16 protein-coding genes are annotated in these 16,383 nt (G+C 63.7%); 7 read left to right on the forward strand and 9 right to left on the reverse strand.

All coding sequences use genetic code 11. The features are described from left to right. Positions 1-25 precede the first annotated feature (25 nt). The gene (gap, locus tag M0D65_RS03040) at positions 26-1,036 is read right to left on the reverse strand and encodes a type I glyceraldehyde-3-phosphate dehydrogenase (RefSeq protein WP_091009847.1); all 1,011 of its coding nucleotides are present in this window, start codon (positions 1,034-1,036) and stop codon (positions 26-28) included. A gap of 97 nt (positions 1,037-1,133) precedes the next feature. Continuing rightward, the gene (gene tkt / locus M0D65_RS03045; protein ID WP_266251021.1) at positions 1,134-3,164 is read right to left on the reverse strand and encodes a transketolase; all 2,031 of its coding nucleotides are present in this window, start codon (positions 3,162-3,164) and stop codon (positions 1,134-1,136) included. 381 nt (positions 3,165-3,545) lie between these two features. Here tkt and speE point away from each other — a divergent pair, with 381 nt between their 5' ends. The 3 genes from speE to M0D65_RS03060 all read left to right on the forward strand — a co-directional run bounded on the left by speE (position 3,546) and on the right by M0D65_RS03060 (position 5,687). Further along, positions 3,546-4,415, forward strand: a complete 870-nt coding sequence (gene speE / locus M0D65_RS03050) for a polyamine aminopropyltransferase (protein WP_266251023.1) — start codon at positions 3,546-3,548, stop codon at positions 4,413-4,415. A gap of 98 nt (positions 4,416-4,513) precedes the next feature. Then, positions 4,514-4,927: a glyoxalase/bleomycin resistance/extradiol dioxygenase family protein gene (locus tag M0D65_RS03055; RefSeq protein ID WP_266251024.1), complete on the forward strand. Its 414-nt coding sequence runs from the start codon at positions 4,514-4,516 to the stop codon at positions 4,925-4,927. Between the two features lie 19 nt (positions 4,928-4,946). Beyond that, on the forward strand, positions 4,947-5,687 hold the full coding sequence (locus M0D65_RS03060; RefSeq protein WP_266251026.1) for a 16S rRNA (uracil(1498)-N(3))-methyltransferase: 741 nt from the start codon (positions 4,947-4,949) through the stop codon (positions 5,685-5,687). Between the two features lie 141 nt (positions 5,688-5,828). Here M0D65_RS03060 and M0D65_RS03065 read toward each other — a convergent pair whose 3' ends face one another. The 3 genes from M0D65_RS03065 to M0D65_RS03075 all read right to left on the reverse strand — a co-directional run bounded on the left by M0D65_RS03065 (position 5,829) and on the right by M0D65_RS03075 (position 9,517). Further along, complete coding sequence (locus M0D65_RS03065; RefSeq protein WP_170275779.1) at positions 5,829-6,398, reverse strand: barstar family protein; 570 nt, start codon at positions 6,396-6,398, stop codon at positions 5,829-5,831. 7 nt (positions 6,399-6,405) lie between these two features. Further along, on the reverse strand, positions 6,406-6,813 hold the full coding sequence (locus tag M0D65_RS03070; protein ID WP_091009835.1) for a ribonuclease: 408 nt from the start codon (positions 6,811-6,813) through the stop codon (positions 6,406-6,408). A 364-nt stretch (positions 6,814-7,177) separates the two neighbouring features. Then, positions 7,178-9,517 carry an NADP-dependent malic enzyme gene (locus tag M0D65_RS03075; RefSeq protein WP_266251029.1) on the reverse strand — a complete coding sequence of 780 codons (2,340 nt, stop codon included), beginning with the start codon at positions 9,515-9,517 and terminating at the stop codon, positions 7,178-7,180. 186 nt (positions 9,518-9,703) lie between these two features. Here M0D65_RS03075 and thiL point away from each other — a divergent pair, with 186 nt between their 5' ends. From thiL to M0D65_RS03095, 4 genes are all read left to right on the forward strand, one after another. Further along, the gene (thiL, locus tag M0D65_RS03080; protein WP_266251030.1) at positions 9,704-10,699 is read left to right on the forward strand and encodes a thiamine-phosphate kinase; all 996 of its coding nucleotides are present in this window, start codon (positions 9,704-9,706) and stop codon (positions 10,697-10,699) included. Continuing rightward, positions 10,689-11,246 (forward strand): phosphatidylglycerophosphatase A, encoded by a 558-nt coding sequence (locus M0D65_RS03085; RefSeq protein ID WP_266251031.1) that lies wholly within the window; start codon positions 10,689-10,691, stop codon positions 11,244-11,246. Before thiL ends, M0D65_RS03085 begins: the two co-directional genes overlap by 11 nt. Positions 11,247-11,271: 25 nt before the next feature. After that, positions 11,272-11,772: a CinA family protein gene (locus M0D65_RS03090; RefSeq protein WP_266251032.1), complete on the forward strand. Its 501-nt coding sequence runs from the start codon at positions 11,272-11,274 to the stop codon at positions 11,770-11,772. A 90-nt stretch (positions 11,773-11,862) separates the two neighbouring features. After that, positions 11,863-12,369: a cupin domain-containing protein gene (locus M0D65_RS03095; protein ID WP_266251033.1), complete on the forward strand. Its 507-nt coding sequence runs from the start codon at positions 11,863-11,865 to the stop codon at positions 12,367-12,369. A gap of 106 nt (positions 12,370-12,475) precedes the next feature. Here the strand turns inward: M0D65_RS03095 and pyrF are convergent, their stop codons facing one another. From pyrF to M0D65_RS03115, 4 genes are all read right to left on the reverse strand, one after another. Then, positions 12,476-13,291: an orotidine-5'-phosphate decarboxylase gene (pyrF, locus tag M0D65_RS03100; RefSeq protein WP_091009820.1), complete on the reverse strand. Its 816-nt coding sequence runs from the start codon at positions 13,289-13,291 to the stop codon at positions 12,476-12,478. 96 nt (positions 13,292-13,387) lie between these two features. Further along, complete coding sequence (locus tag M0D65_RS03105) at positions 13,388-14,467, reverse strand: aldose 1-epimerase (RefSeq protein ID WP_266251034.1); 1,080 nt, start codon at positions 14,465-14,467, stop codon at positions 13,388-13,390. Positions 14,468-14,600: 133 nt separating this feature from the next. Continuing rightward, a complete protein-coding gene (locus M0D65_RS03110) occupies positions 14,601-15,557 on the reverse strand; it encodes an SMP-30/gluconolactonase/LRE family protein (protein WP_266251035.1) in 957 nt (318 codons plus the stop codon). Next, complete coding sequence (locus M0D65_RS03115; protein WP_266251036.1) at positions 15,554-16,354, reverse strand: SDR family NAD(P)-dependent oxidoreductase; 801 nt, start codon at positions 16,352-16,354, stop codon at positions 15,554-15,556. Before M0D65_RS03115 ends, M0D65_RS03110 begins: the two co-directional genes overlap by 4 nt. Positions 16,355-16,383 lie beyond the last annotated feature (29 nt).

Here is a 16,383-nt window from a genome sequence, read left to right on the forward strand (position 1 = left end):
GATCGGCAACAACAACGACAATCGCTTACTTCGCGTTCGCCAGCGCAACCGCCGTATCAAGCATGCGGTTCGAGAAGCCCCATTCGTTGTCGTACCAGCTCGACACCTTCACGAGACGACCCGACACCTTCGTCAGCGTGGAGTCGAACGTCGACGAAGCCGGGTTGTGGTTGAAGTCGATCGAAACCAGCGGCGCCGCGTTGTAGCCGAGGATGCCCTTCAACGAACCTTCCGACGCTTCCTTCATGATCGCGTTCACTTCTTCGACCGTCGTGTCGCGCTTCGCGATAAACGACAGATCGACGATCGACACGTTGATCGTCGGGACGCGGATCGCGTAGCCGTCGAGCTTGCCATTCAGTTCCGGCAGCACCAGGCCGACCGCGGAAGCAGCACCCGTCTTCGTCGGGATCTGGCTGTGCGTGGCCGAGCGCGCGCGGCGCAGATCTTCGTGATACACGTCGGTCAGCACCTGATCGTTCGTGTACGCGTGGATCGTCGTCATCAGGCCGTTTTCGAGGCCGATCTTGTCGTTCAGCGGCTTGACGAGCGGTGCGAGGCAGTTCGTCGTGCACGATGCATTCGAGATCACCGTGTGTTCGGCCTTCAGCACATGATGGTTCACGCCGTAGACGATCGTCGCATCGACATCCTTGCCGCCCGGTGCCGAGATGATCACCTTCTTCGCGCCGCCCTTGATGTGGGCGCTAGCCTTTTCCTTGGTCGTGAAAAAGCCCGTGCATTCCAGCACGACGTCGACACCGAGTTCACCCCACGGCAGTTCGGCCGGGTTGCGGTTGGCGAGCACGCGGATCTTGTCGCCGTTCACGACGAGGTACTCGCCATCCACTGCGACTTCGCCGGGGAACTTGCCGTGCGCCGTGTCGTATTGCGTCAGGTGAGCATTGGTCTTCGCATCACCGAGGTCGTTGATCGCCACGATCTGAATGTCGTGCTTCTTGCCGTTTTCATAGAAGGCGCGCAGCGTGTTGCGGCCGATCCGGCCGTAGCCGTTGATTGCGACGCGAATCGTCATGGTCTATCTCCTGATGGCTGAAAAAAATACGTTCGATCGGTCCTGCGGGCGAGGCGCCGCGGCGTGAAGCACGCCGCGTGCGTCCCGACAATGTCGGTTAGCCCAGTGCAGCCTTCGCCGTCTCGACAACATGCTCGACGGTGAAGCCGAAATGCTTGAACAGCACGCCAGCCGGGGCCGATTCGCCGAACGTGTCGATACCGACCACGCCGCCTTCCAGACCCACGTACTTGCGCCAGAAATCCGTCACGCCGGCTTCGATCGCCACGCGGCGTACGCCCTTCGGCAGCACGCGTTCGCGGTACTCGGCATCCTGCCGGTCGAACACGGTGGTAGCCGGCATCGACACGACACGTGCCGCAATGCCGTCGCGAGCGAGCGGTTCGACCGCTTTCAGCGCGAGTTCGACTTCGGAGCCGGTCGCGATCAGGATCACCTTGCGCGCGACGATCTCGTCGTCCCAGTCGCGCAGCACGTAGCCGCCCTTCGCGACGTTCGCGATCTGCGCATCGGTGCGCGCCGAGAACAGCAGGTTTTGACGCGTGAAGATCAGGACCGACGGGCCGTGATGTTCGACAGCTTGCGTCCACGACACCGCTGTTTCGACCGTATCGGCAGGACGCCACACGTCCAGATGCGGAATCAGCCGCAGGCTCGAGACGTGTTCGATGGACTGGTGGGTCGGGCCGTCTTCGCCGAGGCCGATCGAGTCGTGCGTGAACACGAAGATAGACGGTGCCTTCATCAGCGCGGCCATACGCAGCGCGTTGCGGCTGTAGTCGGAGAACGTCAGGAACGTGCCGCCGAATGCCTTGTAGCCGCCATGCAGCGTAACGCCGTTGAGCCCGGCGCTCATGCCGAATTCGCGCACGCCGTAGTTGACGTGGTTGCCCCACTGGATGCCGCTTTCGCCGTCATGCGCCGCGCGCACCGGCTTCGAGGCCTTCCAGTTGGTGAGGTTCGAGCCGGTCAGGTCGGCCGAACCGCCGAGCAGTTCCGGCAGCACCGCAGCCAGCGCTTCGATGGTTTGCTGCGACGCCTTGCGCGACGCTACCGTTTCTGCGCGTTCGTTGGCAGCAGCGATGATGGCTTGAGCTTTCTGCGCCCAGTCGGCGGGCAGTTTCTTGCCGGTGCGGCGCGTGAATTCGGCCGCTTCCTGCGGATACTTCGCCTGGTATTGCGCGAATGCATCGTTCCACGTGGACTCGAAACGCTTGCCGGCTTCCTTTGCGTCCCACGCGGCATAGACTTCCTGCGGAATCACGAACGGCTCCCACTTCCAGCCGATCGCCGCACGCGTCTTCGCGATTTCTTCGGCGCCGAGCGGCGCGCCGTGCGCGTCGTGACTGCCGGCCTTGGTCGGTGCGCCTTCGCCGATCACGGTCTTGCAGCAGATCAGCGTCGGCTTGTTCGATTGCTTCGCTGCGACGATTGCCGCGTCGACCGCGTCGACGTCATGACCGTTCACGTGCGGGATCACATTCCAGCCGTACGCTTCGAAACGCTTCGGCGTGTCGTCGTGGAACCAGTTGACGACTTCACCATCGATCGAGATGCCGTTGTCGTCGTAGAACGCGATCAGCTTGTTCAGCTTCAGCGTGCCAGCAAACGAACAGGCTTCGTGCGAGATGCCTTCCATCAGGCAACCGTCGCCGAGGAACACGTACGTATGGTGATCGACGATCTTCGCATCGGGCTTGTTGAATTCGGCGGCGAGCAGCGCTTCGGCGAGCGCCATGCCGACTGAATTGGCGAGACCCTGGCCGAGCGGGCCAGTGGTCGTTTCGACGCCCGGCGTGATGCCGTATTCCGGGTGACCCGGCGTCTTCGAATGCATCTGCCGGAAGTTCTTCAGCTCTTCGATCGGCAGGTCGTAGCCGGTCAGGTGCAGCAGCGAATACAGCAGCATCGAGCCGTGACCGTTCGACAGCACGAAGCGGTCGCGATCGGTCCAGTTCGGATTGGCCGGGTTGTGGCGCAGGTGGCGCGACCACAGTGCCACGCCGATCTCGGCCATGCCCATCGGCATGCCGGGGTGACCGGAATTCGCTTGTTGAACGGCGTCCATCGCGAGCGCGCGGATCGCGTTGGCCATCAGGGAGGTGGGAGCGGGAGATGGGGTCGTCATGTCGAGTCCGGAGAACGGGTCCAAAAAGCGGGGCGCGGGCGGTGTCCGGAAGCTCGACGGCAGTCCGCTGGCGCGCACGGTGCGGCGCCTGAAGACGCGAGACGGGCAGAGCAAACGGACGGGGCTGCAAAGCGTGTCATTCTAGCAGATCGTTCGCTGCGGACCGGGACGGGTGGGGGCTGGGCGAGCCGCGGTGGCAGGCACGTACTGCAAGCCTCGGCTGTGGGCGTCGGTAGCGCTTTGGTCGCGCTTTGGTCGCGCTTTGGTCGCGCTTTGGTAGCGCTCTGACCGCAGCCCAGCCGTGAGTTTGCCGCGATTCGGCTTGCAATCCGCGGCACTATAATCCGCCCATCGAAACGCCGCGCCCTTGCGCCCGCCGCCGTGAACCCTCCTCTGCTGTTCCGCCCTTCGCCCGATGCCGTCTACGGTTTTGCGGACGCACGCTGCATCGAGCGAGTCGATTCGCGCTACCAGCACATCGAAGTCTGGGACACGTCGGCGCTCGGCCGGTTGTTCACGCTCGACGGCCGACCGATGACGTCCGCCGGCGACGAGTTCATCTATCACGAATGCATGGTTCATCCGGCCGCGCTCGCGCATCCGGCGCCGCGCGCGGCGCTCGTGCTCGGCGGCGGCGATGGGGGCGCGGCGAAACAGTTGCTGAAGCATCCGGGCATCGAGCGGATTGTCGTCGCCGAACTCGACGAGGAAGTCGTCCGCCTGACTCGCGAACATCTGCCCGACGTACATGGCGGCGCCTGGGACGATCCGCGCGTCGAACTCGCGATCGGCGACGCGGCGGTCTTCGTCGAGCAGTCGCATGAGCAGTTCGATCTCGTGGTCTTCGACCTGACGCCGCCCGACTCGCCCGCAGCCGGCCTGTACACACGAAGCTTCTACACCGCACTTAAACGCGCGATGGCACCACAAGCCGCGCTGTCGATCCATCTCGGCGCGCCGTACTTCCACGCCGCCCGCATCGACGCACTGCTCGACGATCTGCGCGCGTCGTTCGCGGTGGTCCGCACGATGGCGGCATTCGTGCCGCTCTACGGCTCGCTGTGGCTGATGGCAACGGCAAGCGACACGCTCGACCCCACCGCGCTCACCGCAGAACAAGCAGCCGCCCGGCTCGCCACGCGAGGCATCGCCGGGTTGAAGTGGTACGACCCAGCACTGCACGCCGCATTATTTGCAGAACCTTACGCAGTGCGCGATAAACTAAGCGGAGTCTTACAGCCATCGCGGTGACGTTGGCGGACGTTGCCGCAGCCGGCCATCGACGGTCATCGCGCGACAGCCGTCCGACCGGTGCACTGCATGGACGCCCCCTGGATACGGAGAATTTGATGACCGCGCCTCGCCCAGCCGGTGTGCCCTGGTTGACCCCTTACATGACGGTGCGCGATGCACGCTCCGCGATCGCGTTCTATGAAGCGGCGTTCGGTTTTGCGTTACGCGACAGCGTGCAGGACGAAGGCGTGATCATGCACGTCGAGATGACCTGGCAAGATCAACTGATCGTGATGTTCGCACCCGAAGGCGCGTTCGGCTCGACAGCGAAGACGCCGAAGAGCGCGGGCGCAATCGCACCGCAATCGTTCTATCTGTATGTCGACGATGTCGATGCGGTTTATGCCTGGGCGCTTGCTGCCGGCGCGAAATCCCTCAGCGAGCCGCAGGACCAGTTCTGGGGCGACCGTTTTGCCCAGATCGAAGATCTGGACGGCTACCGCTGGGCACTCGCCCGGCGCCTTTCGTGAATTTATGAGCGTTGCATCAATGCCCCGTTTTTTCGTCGGCAAATCGTTTCAGTCCGGCGATGTCGTATCGCTTCCCGACGATGTCGTCCGTCATATCCAGGTGCTGCGTCTGCAGGCCGGCGACTCGCTCGCGCTGTTCAACGGCGAAGGCGGCGCGTATCAGGCTGAGTTGATCGAGGTGGAGCGCCGCTCGGCATCGGTGAAAATCGGCGCATTCAGTGCCGCGGAAGCGGAGCCGCCGTATCGGTTGACGCTTGCGCAGGGCATCGCCGGTGGCGACAAGATGGACTGGCTGATCGAGAAAGCAGTCGAACTCGGCGCCTCGAACTTCGTACCGCTGACAACGACACGCAGCGTCGTCCGTCTTGCCGGCGAGCGCGCGCAGCGGCGGCTCGCGCATTGGGAAGGCATCGTTCGGGCGGCGTGCGAACAGTGCGGGCGCAACCGGCTGCCGGCTGTCGCGCCAATTCGCGAATTCACCGCTTGGCTCGACGCGCTGGGCACAACGCCCGCCGACGGCGAATTGCGGCTGCTGCTGTCACCACGCGCAAGCATCGCGTTCACCGCATTGCCAGCCGAGCCACCGCGCGGCGAAACGATCGTACTGATCGGCCCGGAAGGCGGCCTGTCGATCGAAGAAGAAGAAGCCGCAACGGCCCGCGGATTCACCGCCGTCGCACTCGGGCCGCGCGTGTTGCGCACGGAAACCGCCGGCATCGCGGTGCTCGCCGCGCTGGCCGCACGTTGGGGCGGATGGTGATTGCGGTTAGTTCGCTTGTCGCTTATCGCTTCACGTAGAAAAGCACAGGGCCCGCCAGTTGGCGGGCCCTGTGCTTCCTGTCTGCGGTATCGAACGACGCTCGCGTCATCCAGTCACGCCTGCTGTCAAATCGCGAGGCGCTCAGGCAAACGAATAGAACACCCGGAACGCGACCTTCCGCTCGGCCCAGAATTCGGCGGCTTCACGGAATACGTCGAGCAGCGTTTCGCGACCTTCCTTGTCGAACTTCTGCGCCACCGGCAGTGCCTCGAGCACGATCACGAAACCAGGCTGCGTGCCGGCCTTTTGAACCAGGTCGGTCAGGCAGTCAAAAAGCGCGTCGTAGTTCTTGCCGAAATGCTTCGGAAACAAAAACGACGTCGCAATCGTTTCGAGCACTTCCTGCTTCGATTGTGCGCACGCGCATTGCGCATACAGAAAATGCTGACCGAGCTGGTTTGCCTCGTCGGCCAGATCCTGCACGCGAAACGCGCGGATCGACTGTACGATGTTCGGTCGTACGGTCTTGAAAAGACTCATGGGCTCCTCATTCGATGAAAGCACCGTGCTGGCTTCGCTCTGGTTGTCCCCGTCGTGACCGGCGGCGCGCATCTGCATGACGCGCTGGAACAGATTGCCGTCGCCGGCCGCGAAAAGATCCGTCGCGACTCCGGTGTCGTGCGCGTAGACGTTGTCGCTCATGCCGTTCATCCCAATATCATTCAACAATACGTTTAAAACTGGTGTAGTGGTCGTCGGAGTAAAAACAATTATCGGTCTGCCTGAGCGGACCGCCACAGACGATGCGCCGCGCACCGCGGTTGCGCGCACGGGGCGTAGGAACGGTGTATTCGTGGTAATAGCCGCGCCGCTGCGGCGTCAGCAACCGCTCGTAGTTGCCGAATACGATGCCGTCCTTCTCATACGGATAAGGCCCGCCTGCCGCAATCAAGTTCAATGTATTGACTGCCTCGCGGGGCAGTTGCGCCACCGCGACGGTACCCTGCGCCTGAATCCCGGCTGGAACCGCATAGTCTCGCGCCAAAGCGCCTTCGACTAGCCCCCCGCACAGACTGACCGTCAGGGCGGCGTTGAGCACGCCGTTGCGGAGCCACTTGCGTGCCATGAATCAGGATTCCCGTTGTTGAATCACGAGTTCGACGACCATGAAAGCCGTAAGGGTATCGCTAATAGCCTTTGGAATCAATGTTCGTGCGCCGTATGCAAGGTTCCTTTGGCACAGAAAAGCCTTGTAAAACGGTAGTTTTGACGACTTTTGACAAATACTCTATCTGGATCAAGATAAAATTAACCCAATGACGCGTCGAAAGGGCCTCGCACAAAGGTTTTTCCCTCTCGACTGTCAGGGCCACCCGGAGCTGGCGCTGCAGCGCCGGAGCCATTTTCGGGCGACATTCCCCTGTTCGCCCAAAGGCGTGCCGTGGCAGGCACGCCTTTCTTTTTTATCCGGGCGAAATTTCTACGGGAAATTAGCGTGCGGCGCTCACATCCGCGACCAGCAGTGCGGTCATGTTGACGATCCGGCGGACCGTCGCCGACGAAGTCAGCACATGCACCGGTTGTGCCGCGCCGAGCAGCATCGGGCCGATTGCGATGTTGTTGCCGGCGGCCGTCTTCAGCAGGTTGTACGAGATATTTGCCGCGTCGATGTTCGGCAGCACCAGCAGGTTTGCGTCGCCTTCGAGCGTCGATTCCGGCAGCACTTCACGACGCAGGTTTGCATCGAGCGCGACGTCGCCGTGCATTTCGCCGTCCACTTCCAGATCCGGCGCGCGCTCGCGCAACAACGCCAGCGTGTCGCGCATTTTCTGCGCGGACGGCGCGTGGCTCGTGCCGAAGTTCGAGTGCGAGACCAGCGCGATCTTCGGCTCGATGCCGAAGCGGCGTACTTCTTCGGCGGCCATGATGGTGATTTCGCAGAGCTGTTCCGGCGTCGGATCGACGTTCACGTGCGTGTCGACGAGGAAGATCTGCCGGCCTGGCAGGACCAGCGCGTTCATCGCCGCGTAGACGCTGCAGCCTGCGCGCTTGCCGATTACCTGGTCGACGAAGTGCAGATGGCGATGCGTCGTGCTGATCGTGCCGCAGATCATCCCGTCCGCTTCGCCCTTCTTCACCATCATCGAGCCGATCAGCGTCGTACGGCGGCGCATTTCGAGCTTGGCCATCTGCTCGCTGATGCCCTTGCGCGCCATCATCTTGTGATATTCCTGCCAGTACGCGCGATAGCGCTCGTCGTGATCGGTGTTGACGACCGTGTAGTCCTGGCCGGCTGTGAGCCGCAGTCCATAACGCGTCATGCGTTGTTCGATCACCGACGGACGGCCGATCAGGATCGGCTTCGCGAGCTTCTCGTCGACGATGATCTGCACCGCGCGCAATACGCGCTCTTCTTCGCCTTCCGCGAACACGATGCGCTTCTTCTCCGGCTCGACGCTGCGCGCGAGCTGGAAGATCGGCTTCATCGTCGTGCCGCTGTGATAGACGAACTGCTGCAGATGTTGTTCGTACGCATCCATGTCTTCGATCGGCCGGGTCGCCACGCCCGAATCCATCGCGGCTTTCGCCACAGCCGGCGCGATCTTGACGATCAGGCGCGGATCGAACGGCTTCGGAATCAGGTATTCCGGCCCGAACGACAGATCCTGAATGCCATACGCGGTCGCGACGATATCGCTCTGCTCCTGGCGCGCCAGCTCGGCAATCGCATTCACCGCGGCAATTTCCATCTCGCGCGTCACCGTCGTGGCGCCCGCATCGAGCGCACCGCGGAAGATGAACGGAAAACACAGCACGTTGTTGACCTGATTCGGATAGTCGGTACGGCCCGTTGCGAGCACGGCATCCGGGCGCACTTCGAGCGCCAGTTCCGGCAGGATTTCCGGCGTCGGGTTCGCGAGTGCGAGGATCAGCGGCCTGGCGGCCATTCCCTTGACCATTTCCGGCTTCAGCACGCCGCCCGCCGACAGCCCCAGGAAAATATCCGCGCCGCCAATCGCCTCGGCGAGCGTGCGCGCGTCGGTCTCACGGGCGAAACGTTCCTTGTCCGGGTCCATCAGTTCGACGCGGCCTTTGTAGACGACACCAGCGAGGTCGGTCACCAGAATGTTTTCGATCGGCAAACCGAGATCGACGAGCAGGTCCAGACACGCAAGCGATGCAGCGCCCGCGCCCGATGCGACCAGCTTCACGCTCTTGATGTCCTTCTGGACCACTTTCAGGCCATTGGTGATCGCCGCCGCGACGACGATGGCCGTGCCATGCTGGTCGTCGTGGAAGACTGGAATCTTCATGCGCTTGCGGCACTCGCGCTCGACGATGAAGCAGTCGGGCGCCTTGATGTCCTCGAGATTGATCCCGCCGAACGTCGGTTCGAGCGCGGCGATCACATCGACCAGTTTGTGCGGGTCCGACTCGTTCAGCTCGATATCGAACACGTCGATGCCGGCGAACTTCTTGAACAGCACCGCCTTGCCTTCCATCACCGGCTTCGATGCGAGTGGCCCGATGTTGCCGAGGCCGAGCACCGCGGTGCCGTTCGTCACGACGCCGACCAGGTTGCTGCGCGCGGTGAAGCGCGCGGCATTCAGCGGATTCTCGACGATCGCCTCGCACGCGAACGCGACGCCCGGCGAATACGCCAGCGCGAGATCGCGCTGGTTGATCATCTGCTTGGTCGGCGCGATCGCGATCTTTCCCGGGGTGGGAAACTCGTGATAATCGAGGGCGGCTTCGCGGAGTTTGCTATTGGCGGAATTGGACATGAGGCGGGCTTCGAGGTGCGGATTAGAATGGATATTCGACGGCATTGTAGCCCCAATCCCCCGCCCAATTCCGTCGGAAAGGGTGCAACTGCCGCACCCGAAATAACCCTGAAGAAACCGCCACAGTAGCCGCTCAGCCGCGCTGTTTGCCTGGTTTTACCATGCAGTACGCGCTACCATGCGCGCTTTTAACCGCATTTGCCTCCCCTTTCGCGTACGCCGGACATCGCCATGCTCTCCGAGTTTTCGTTGATCGACCGTTTCTTTGCCCGGCGTGCCGCGGCTGGTGCGCCGCGCGCCGACGTGCCGCTCGGCATCGGCGACGACTGTGCGCTGCTCGCACCACGCCCTGGCGAGATGCTGGCAATTTCGACGGACATGCTGGTGGAAGGGCGCCATTTCTTCGCCGATGTCGATCCGCACGCGCTGGGTCACAAGGCGCTGGCGGTCAACCTGTCGGACCTCGCGGCGATGGGTGCGCGGCCGCAAGGGTTCACGCTAGCGTTCTCGCTACCGCAAGCAAGCGAAGCGTGGCTCGAGCCATTCAGCAACGGCCTGTTCGAACTGGCTGAGCGGTTCGATTGCCCGCTGATCGGCGGCGATACCACGGGCGGGCCGCTCAATCTGTGTTTGACCGTGTTCGGTTCGGTGCCCCCTCAGCATGCGCTGCGGCGCGATGCGGCCCAGCCTGGCGATGACATCTGGATCTCGGGCGTACTTGGCGATGCGCGCGCTGGTTTGGGTGTGTTGCGTGGCGAATGGCAGACGAACGACGCCGATGCCGCACTTTTCCGTCACGCAATGGAGCGACCCGAGCCGCGTGTCGCGCTCGGTCTCGCGCTGCGCGGCATCGCGCACGCGGCGCTCGATCTGTCCGACGGGCTCGCCGGCGATCTATTGCATATCCTCGAACGCTCGCAGGTCGGTGCGATCGTCGATGTCGACGCCGTGCCGCGTTCCGCCGCATTGCGCCAGTTCCCCGCCGACATACAACGACGCTGCACGCTCGCCGGCGGTGACGACTACGAACTCTGTTTCACCGCTGCGCAGACAGCGCGCGCGGTGGTCGAAGCCGCGGGCCGCGAGGCCGCCGTAACCGTGACACGCATCGGTACAATAACCGCTCTTCAAGCGGCGACGCCCGCACCCGCGATCGCCTGGCACGACGCGGCCGGCACACCGCTCACCCTGACGTTGCAAGGCTTCGATCATTTCCATGCAGACTGAACCCCCGCTCGTCCCCTCCGACGATCTCCCCGGCGGCTCCGGCCCGAACCCCGGCAAGCCGGGACCGCGCCGCGCGAACTCCCGCTTCATGCTGTCGCACCCGCTGCACATCCTGTCGCTCGGGTTCGGCAGCGGCCTCTCGCCGATCATGCCCGGCACCGTCGGCACGCTGTTCGCATGGGCCTCGTTCGTTGCGTTCAGCCGCTATCTGACCGTGATCGACTGGGGTCTCGTCATTGTGATCGGCTTCTTCGCCGGCATCGCCATCACCGGCTTCACCGCGAAGCGGCTCGGCACCGACGATCCGTCGCCGGTCGTCTGGGACGAAATCGTCGCGTTCTGGCTCGTTCTACTGATGGTGACACCCGTCACGTTCATTGGGCAGTTGTGGGCGTTTGTCGTGTTTCGCTTCTTCGACATGGTGAAACCACCGCCCATCGGTTATTTCGACCGCAAGCTGAAAGGTGGTTTTGGCATCATGTTCGACGACCTTGCCGCCGCGTTCTACACGTTGCTCGTGATCGCGCTGTGGCGCATGTCGGTCTGACCGACACCCGTTACCGGACCTGCGCATGCCTACCGATTCCGTCGTCCATCAGCTCGCCATCCGCGTCGGCAACCGGCTGCGCGACGGGCGCCTGATGCTTGCCACCGCCGAATCCTGCACCGGCGGCATGGTCGCCACCGCGATCACCGATATCTCCGGCAGCAGCGGCTGGTTCGAACGCGGCTTTGTCACCTATTCGAACCAGGCGAAGAGCGAAATGATCGGTGTGCCCGCGGAGCTGATCGACCGTCATGGTGCAGTCAGCGAACCGGTTGCGCGTGCGATGGCGGAGGGTGCGCTGCGCAACAGCCGCGCGCAGGTCGCGCTATCGATTACCGGCGTCGCCGGGCCGGGCGGCGGTACGGAAACGAAGCCGGTCGGAATGGTGTCGTTTGGCTGGAGCAACCGTCTGCATACTGCCGTCGAAACCGTCGTGTTCAAGGGCGGTCGCGAGCAGATCCGCGTGCAGGCTGCCGCGCATGCGTTGCGTGGCGTGCTTGCGCTGCTCGACGAGCAGGAACGCTGAAGCGCCGCTCGTCGTCTCTTAGTATTCTTGTTGTGTGACTTCCGCCGGCCCTTGCTGCGGGCCGCCACCTTGGCCTCTCTCACGACTCCCATGCAGACCAACGATCTCGACCGACACGCCTTGATCCGCCGCTTCGACCTGAAGCCGCATCCGGAAGGCGGCTTCTTCAGCGAAACCTATCGGGCCGCAGACGGCGTGCATCGCGAAGGCTCAAACGAGCGGCGCTCGGCATCGACGGCAATCTACTACCTGCTATGCGACGGCGCCCATTCCTCGTGGCACCGCATTCGCTCCGACGAAGTCTGGCATTTCTACGCCGGCGAACCGCTCGACGTCCACGTACTCGACGACGCCGGACAGCTCACCACGCATCGGCTCGGCAATGCGCTGACGCATCCGGACACGGTGTTTCAGGCGGTGGTGCCGGCTGGGTTGTGGTTTGCCGCGGAATGCGCCGATCCGGCGAGCTTTGCGCTGGTCGGTTGCACGGTGGCGCCTGGATTCGAGTTCAGTGAGTTCGAACTGGCCGATGCAGAAGCGCTGCGGCAGGCGTGGCCACAGCACGATGCGCTCATCGCGCGGCTTGGGCCGCGTTAACGCCTGGTTGTAACGCTGAGCCGTTGCGCTGAGCTTTAACGCAGGGCATCTGCGCGGGAATCGGCCGCGCCAGCCGCATAGCCGACGCGTAACCCGATGTACCGCTTCAACGCGATGCGTTGATCGTATCGCGCGTCAGTTGCGCGGCAGCCGCAGCAGCCTGCGCAAAATCGTCGCCCTTGCCCGCGTAGATGATTGCGCGCGACGAGTTGATCAGCATCCCCGCCCCCGACGCGGTGCGCCCTGCGCGCACGGTCGCTTCCACATCGCCGCCTTGCGCGCCGATGCCGGGAATCAGCAGCGGCATATCACCGACGATCCCACGCACGACTTCGATTTCCTTCGGAAACGTCGCGCCGACTACTAGCCCAAGCTGCCCGCTAGCGTTCCACTTCTCTGCCGCAAGCTGCGCGACCACCTGATACAGCGGGCGCCCGGCCGTGTCGAGGAACTGCAGATCGGAGCCGCCCGCATTCGATGTGCGGCACAACACGATCACGCCCTTACCGTCATGCTCGAGATACGGCTCGATCGAATCGAAACCCATGTACGGATTCACCGTGACCGCGTCCGCGCCGTAACGCTCGAAGACTTCGCGCGCGTACTGCTCGGCGGTGCTGCCGATATCGCCGCGCTTCGCGTCGAGTACGACCGGCAGACCCGGATGATGCGCGTGAATGTGTGCGATCAGTTGTTCGAGCTGATCTTCGGCACGATGTGCCGAGAAATAGGCGATCTGCGGTTTGAACGACGACGCGTAAGGCGCAGTCGCGTCGACGATCGCGCGGCAGAAATCGAAGATCGCATCGGCCCGGTTCGCGAGCGCGCCGGGAAACTTCGCGGGATCGGGATCGAGACCGACGCACAGCAGCGAATTCGTGCGCTGCCACGCGTCGTTGAGCGTCTGGATGAAAGAAGGCATGGGGAGGGCTCGCGGCGGAATGACGGGTAGAAGCGGTATTTTACCCGGCCCGGGTCGCGGCCCAGCGAAGATGCAATGCGTGTCAGCTGCGAGCGGTTAGTTGTCCGTGTGCGCTTGCCGCTTCGCGCGACCGCCGGCCGTCGCCGTCGCGCGCAATCCGATCGGCTCGACCGTGAAGCGGAACTCGCGCCTGAGTCGTGCGCCGCGTGCGAGCAAGGTCATGCCGTGCTCGGTCGCGCCGCCTGGCAAGTTGGCTGCATTGATCGGATGATCGACCGGTTCGAAGCAGAAGAACGTCTCGCCGGGCGGCGTGTACAGCACGTAGTAATCGGTATTCGCCGCCACCGTCAGCGACAGCCGTCGCTTCGGCCACGCGACGGTTGCCTGGCCGCTCCAGCCCGTGAACGCATGATTGACGACCGCAGCAGGCAACGGATACGCAACGCCGAACTGCCACGCAGGCGGCACCGGCACGTGGCGCACGGGCAGCCAGTCGTCGCCGGATAGCCAGAGCCCTCCTGCCGCAGCCGACAACACCGTATCGTCATCGCGCACGAGAAACGGATGGATGCCGAGACCGAACGGCAACGCATCGCGTCCGACGTTTTCGATTTCCAGCGCGATTACGAGCGTCGAGCCTTCGAGCGTGTAGGTCTGCACCGCGCGGTACGCGTACGGCTTGCCGTCGCTGCGGTCGAGTGTCAGTCGTACGCTCTCGTCGCTCGCCGCATCGACCTGCCACTGCGCGAGCCAGCCGTCGCCGTGAATCGGCAGCGCTTCGGCCGCGCGATTGCGCGGCACGTCGATTACGCGCCCCGCCACGCTGAAGCGTCCGCCGCCCAGTCGATTCGAAAACGGCAACAACGGATAGCAGGCGAGTTCGTTGGGATCGGTGTCGGCGGTGACGTGCCGGCAGCGGCGAAAGATCGGCACGGAGTTGCCGTCGCTGCGCCAGTCAAAGCGCGTCACGCCGCCGCCAAGCAGCGGCGCGACATCGAGACGCAGATGCGCATTGGCCAGCGTCACGCCCGCGATATCGCTGTCGATGCCAGCGCCGATCGCGACCGCCGACGTGCTGGGTCCGGGAAGCACCGGATGTGAAGTAGACGCGAGCCGCGCGCGACGCAGCCGCGACGACGGCGAAGTAGACGGGCCGGCAGGATTCGCGACTGTCATATCAGGCTCCATCGAGAGGCGTAGAACACGGCAACCGTCGACGACGGCTGCGTCTGCGGGCGGCTCGTATGCGTTGCCGCCTCTTCAGGTCTGTACTGCGTGCGCTGCTACGAAACGTACTACCGTACTCGTACTACCCGGAGAACGACACGTTACTGCGGCGACGTCCGTGTGCCGCGCCAAACGCGCTGCGTGGGCGTCCCCGAAAAACTGCGTCCGGCAAGCCGCGTCGCGCAGGTGTTGCGACGAATACGCCACCGGCCCGCGAATCGACAGCGAGCGCAGCCGCATCGAGACCGATGCGTGCGCTCGTGATATACAGCGTGCCGAGCCGCGGACCGCCGAACGCAACGCAACTCGGTTGCACGGTCGGCACGGCAACGCGTGCGGTTTCGACACCGTGCGCGTCGTAGCGCACAACCCGGCTACCGCCCCACTGCGCATTCCACAAACCGCCGTCGCTATCGACCGTCGAGCCATCGGGCTCGCCCGTCATATCGCTCAAGCGCACGAACACATGATCGTGCGACACCTGGCCTTGCGCGCTGTAACGGCACGTGCGAATCTCGCGGGTCGGCGAATCGCAGTAGTACATTGTCGCGCCGTCAGGGCTGAATGCGATGCTGTTCGAGATCGCCGGTGCGGGCAACGGCAAACGCTCCAGCGTTAAATCGTGATTCAGTCGGTAGAAACCGCCTACCGGTCGCACCGGCGTGCTCTCGTCTTTCGTGCCGAACACGAAGCGCCCCTGACGATCGCAACGACCGTCGTTCACGCGCGTGTTCATTCCCGGCTCGACGTCAACGATATGTTGAATCTCGCCGCTGACAAGATCGAAGAACGCAAGATGCGTAGCGAGGCCGAGCAGCAGCACGTTCTCGTCGGCACACAACGCGAAGGTGGCAAGCCGCTCGGGCATCGACCACGACGTGCTGCTGCCGTCGCGCGGATCGTAGCGCCACAGTCGTGCGCCTTCGATATCGGTCCAGTAGAAGCGACCGCTACGCGCACACCACGTCGCACCCTCACCGAGCGTGCTTTTCGCGTCGACGAGCAACGTCGCGCGGTAGGTGTGGGCCGTGGCGCTCACGCCCAGCCTCCATCGACGATCACGTCCTGCGCGGTGATCATGCGGCTGTCGTCGGCGGCGAGGAACAGCGCCATGCGCGCGAGATCGGCAGGCAGCAGCTCGGCGTCGATGCACTGTCCTTCCTTGATCGCGCGACGCCCGGCGTCGTCGAGCCACAGACGCTTCTGTTTCTCTGTCATCACCCAGCCCGGCACCAGCGAATTCACGCGAATACCGTACGGTCCGAGATCGCGCGCGAGTCCACGCGTGAGCCCCTGCACCGCCGATTTCGACATCACGTACACCGGGTAACCGCCGTTCTTCAGCATCCAGCTGATCGAGCCGAGATTGATGATCGCGCCGCTGCGCGCAGCCTTCATGTCTTCGATCACGGCCTGCGCCGTGAAGAACTGATGGCGGATATTCACGGCGATGCCCGCATCGAACGATTCGGGCGTGACTTCGGCGACCGTATGACGGCGATCGTTGGCCGCGTTATTGACCAGCACCGCGATCGGGCCGAGCGCCGCCTTCACGTCGGCGATGCCTTTTTTCAAGGCATCGATATCGGTCAGGTCGCACGTCAGAAACAGCGGCTTGTGACGCGCATCGCCGAGCCGGTCAGCCAGCGCCTCGCCGGCGCCTGCATCGATATCGAAGAAGGCGACGCGCGCGCCCTGCGCGACGAAATGCTCGACGAACGATTCACCGATGCCGGTCGCGCCGCCGGTGATCAACACCGTGCGATCGACGAGGCTCGGATAGCGCGCGTACAGGTCGTCGGCCTGACGGGCGGTTGCATTAGCCGGAGAAGACATCGTTCGGTTCCTTCGTAAGCTTTGGGAAT

The organism is Paraburkholderia sp. CHISQ3 (genome assembly GCF_030464945.1).
GTDB classification, from domain to species: domain Bacteria; phylum Pseudomonadota; class Gammaproteobacteria; order Burkholderiales; family Burkholderiaceae; genus Paraburkholderia; species Paraburkholderia megapolitana.

Coding starts and splice junctions, on each gene's coding strand:
- gap (WP_091009847.1), bottom strand. CDS start 1,036: ATGACGATTCGCGTCGCAATCAACGGCTACGGCCGGATCGGCCGCAAC.
- tkt (WP_266251021.1), bottom strand. CDS start 3,164: ATGACGACCCCATCTCCCGCTCCCACCTCCCTGATGGCCAACGCGATC.
- M0D65_RS03055 (WP_266251024.1), top strand. CDS start 4,514: ATGACCGCGCCTCGCCCAGCCGGTGTGCCCTGGTTGACCCCTTACATG.
- M0D65_RS03060 (WP_266251026.1), top strand. CDS start 4,947: ATGCCCCGTTTTTTCGTCGGCAAATCGTTTCAGTCCGGCGATGTCGTA.
- M0D65_RS03065 (WP_170275779.1), bottom strand. CDS start 6,398: ATGAACGGCATGAGCGACAACGTCTACGCGCACGACACCGGAGTCGCG.
- M0D65_RS03070 (WP_091009835.1), bottom strand. CDS start 6,813: ATGGCACGCAAGTGGCTCCGCAACGGCGTGCTCAACGCCGCCCTGACG.
- M0D65_RS03075 (WP_266251029.1), bottom strand. CDS start 9,517: ATGCCGTCGAATATCCATTCTAATCCGCACCTCGAAGCCCGCCTCATG.
- thiL (WP_266251030.1), top strand. CDS start 9,704: ATGCTCTCCGAGTTTTCGTTGATCGACCGTTTCTTTGCCCGGCGTGCC.
- M0D65_RS03085 (WP_266251031.1), top strand. CDS start 10,689: ATGCAGACTGAACCCCCGCTCGTCCCCTCCGACGATCTCCCCGGCGGC.
- M0D65_RS03090 (WP_266251032.1), top strand. CDS start 11,272: ATGCCTACCGATTCCGTCGTCCATCAGCTCGCCATCCGCGTCGGCAAC.
- M0D65_RS03095 (WP_266251033.1), top strand. CDS start 11,863: ATGCAGACCAACGATCTCGACCGACACGCCTTGATCCGCCGCTTCGAC.
- pyrF (WP_091009820.1), bottom strand. CDS start 13,291: ATGCCTTCTTTCATCCAGACGCTCAACGACGCGTGGCAGCGCACGAAT.
- M0D65_RS03105 (WP_266251034.1), bottom strand. CDS start 14,467: ATGACAGTCGCGAATCCTGCCGGCCCGTCTACTTCGCCGTCGTCGCGG.
- M0D65_RS03115 (WP_266251036.1), bottom strand. CDS start 16,354: ATGTCTTCTCCGGCTAATGCAACCGCCCGTCAGGCCGACGACCTGTAC.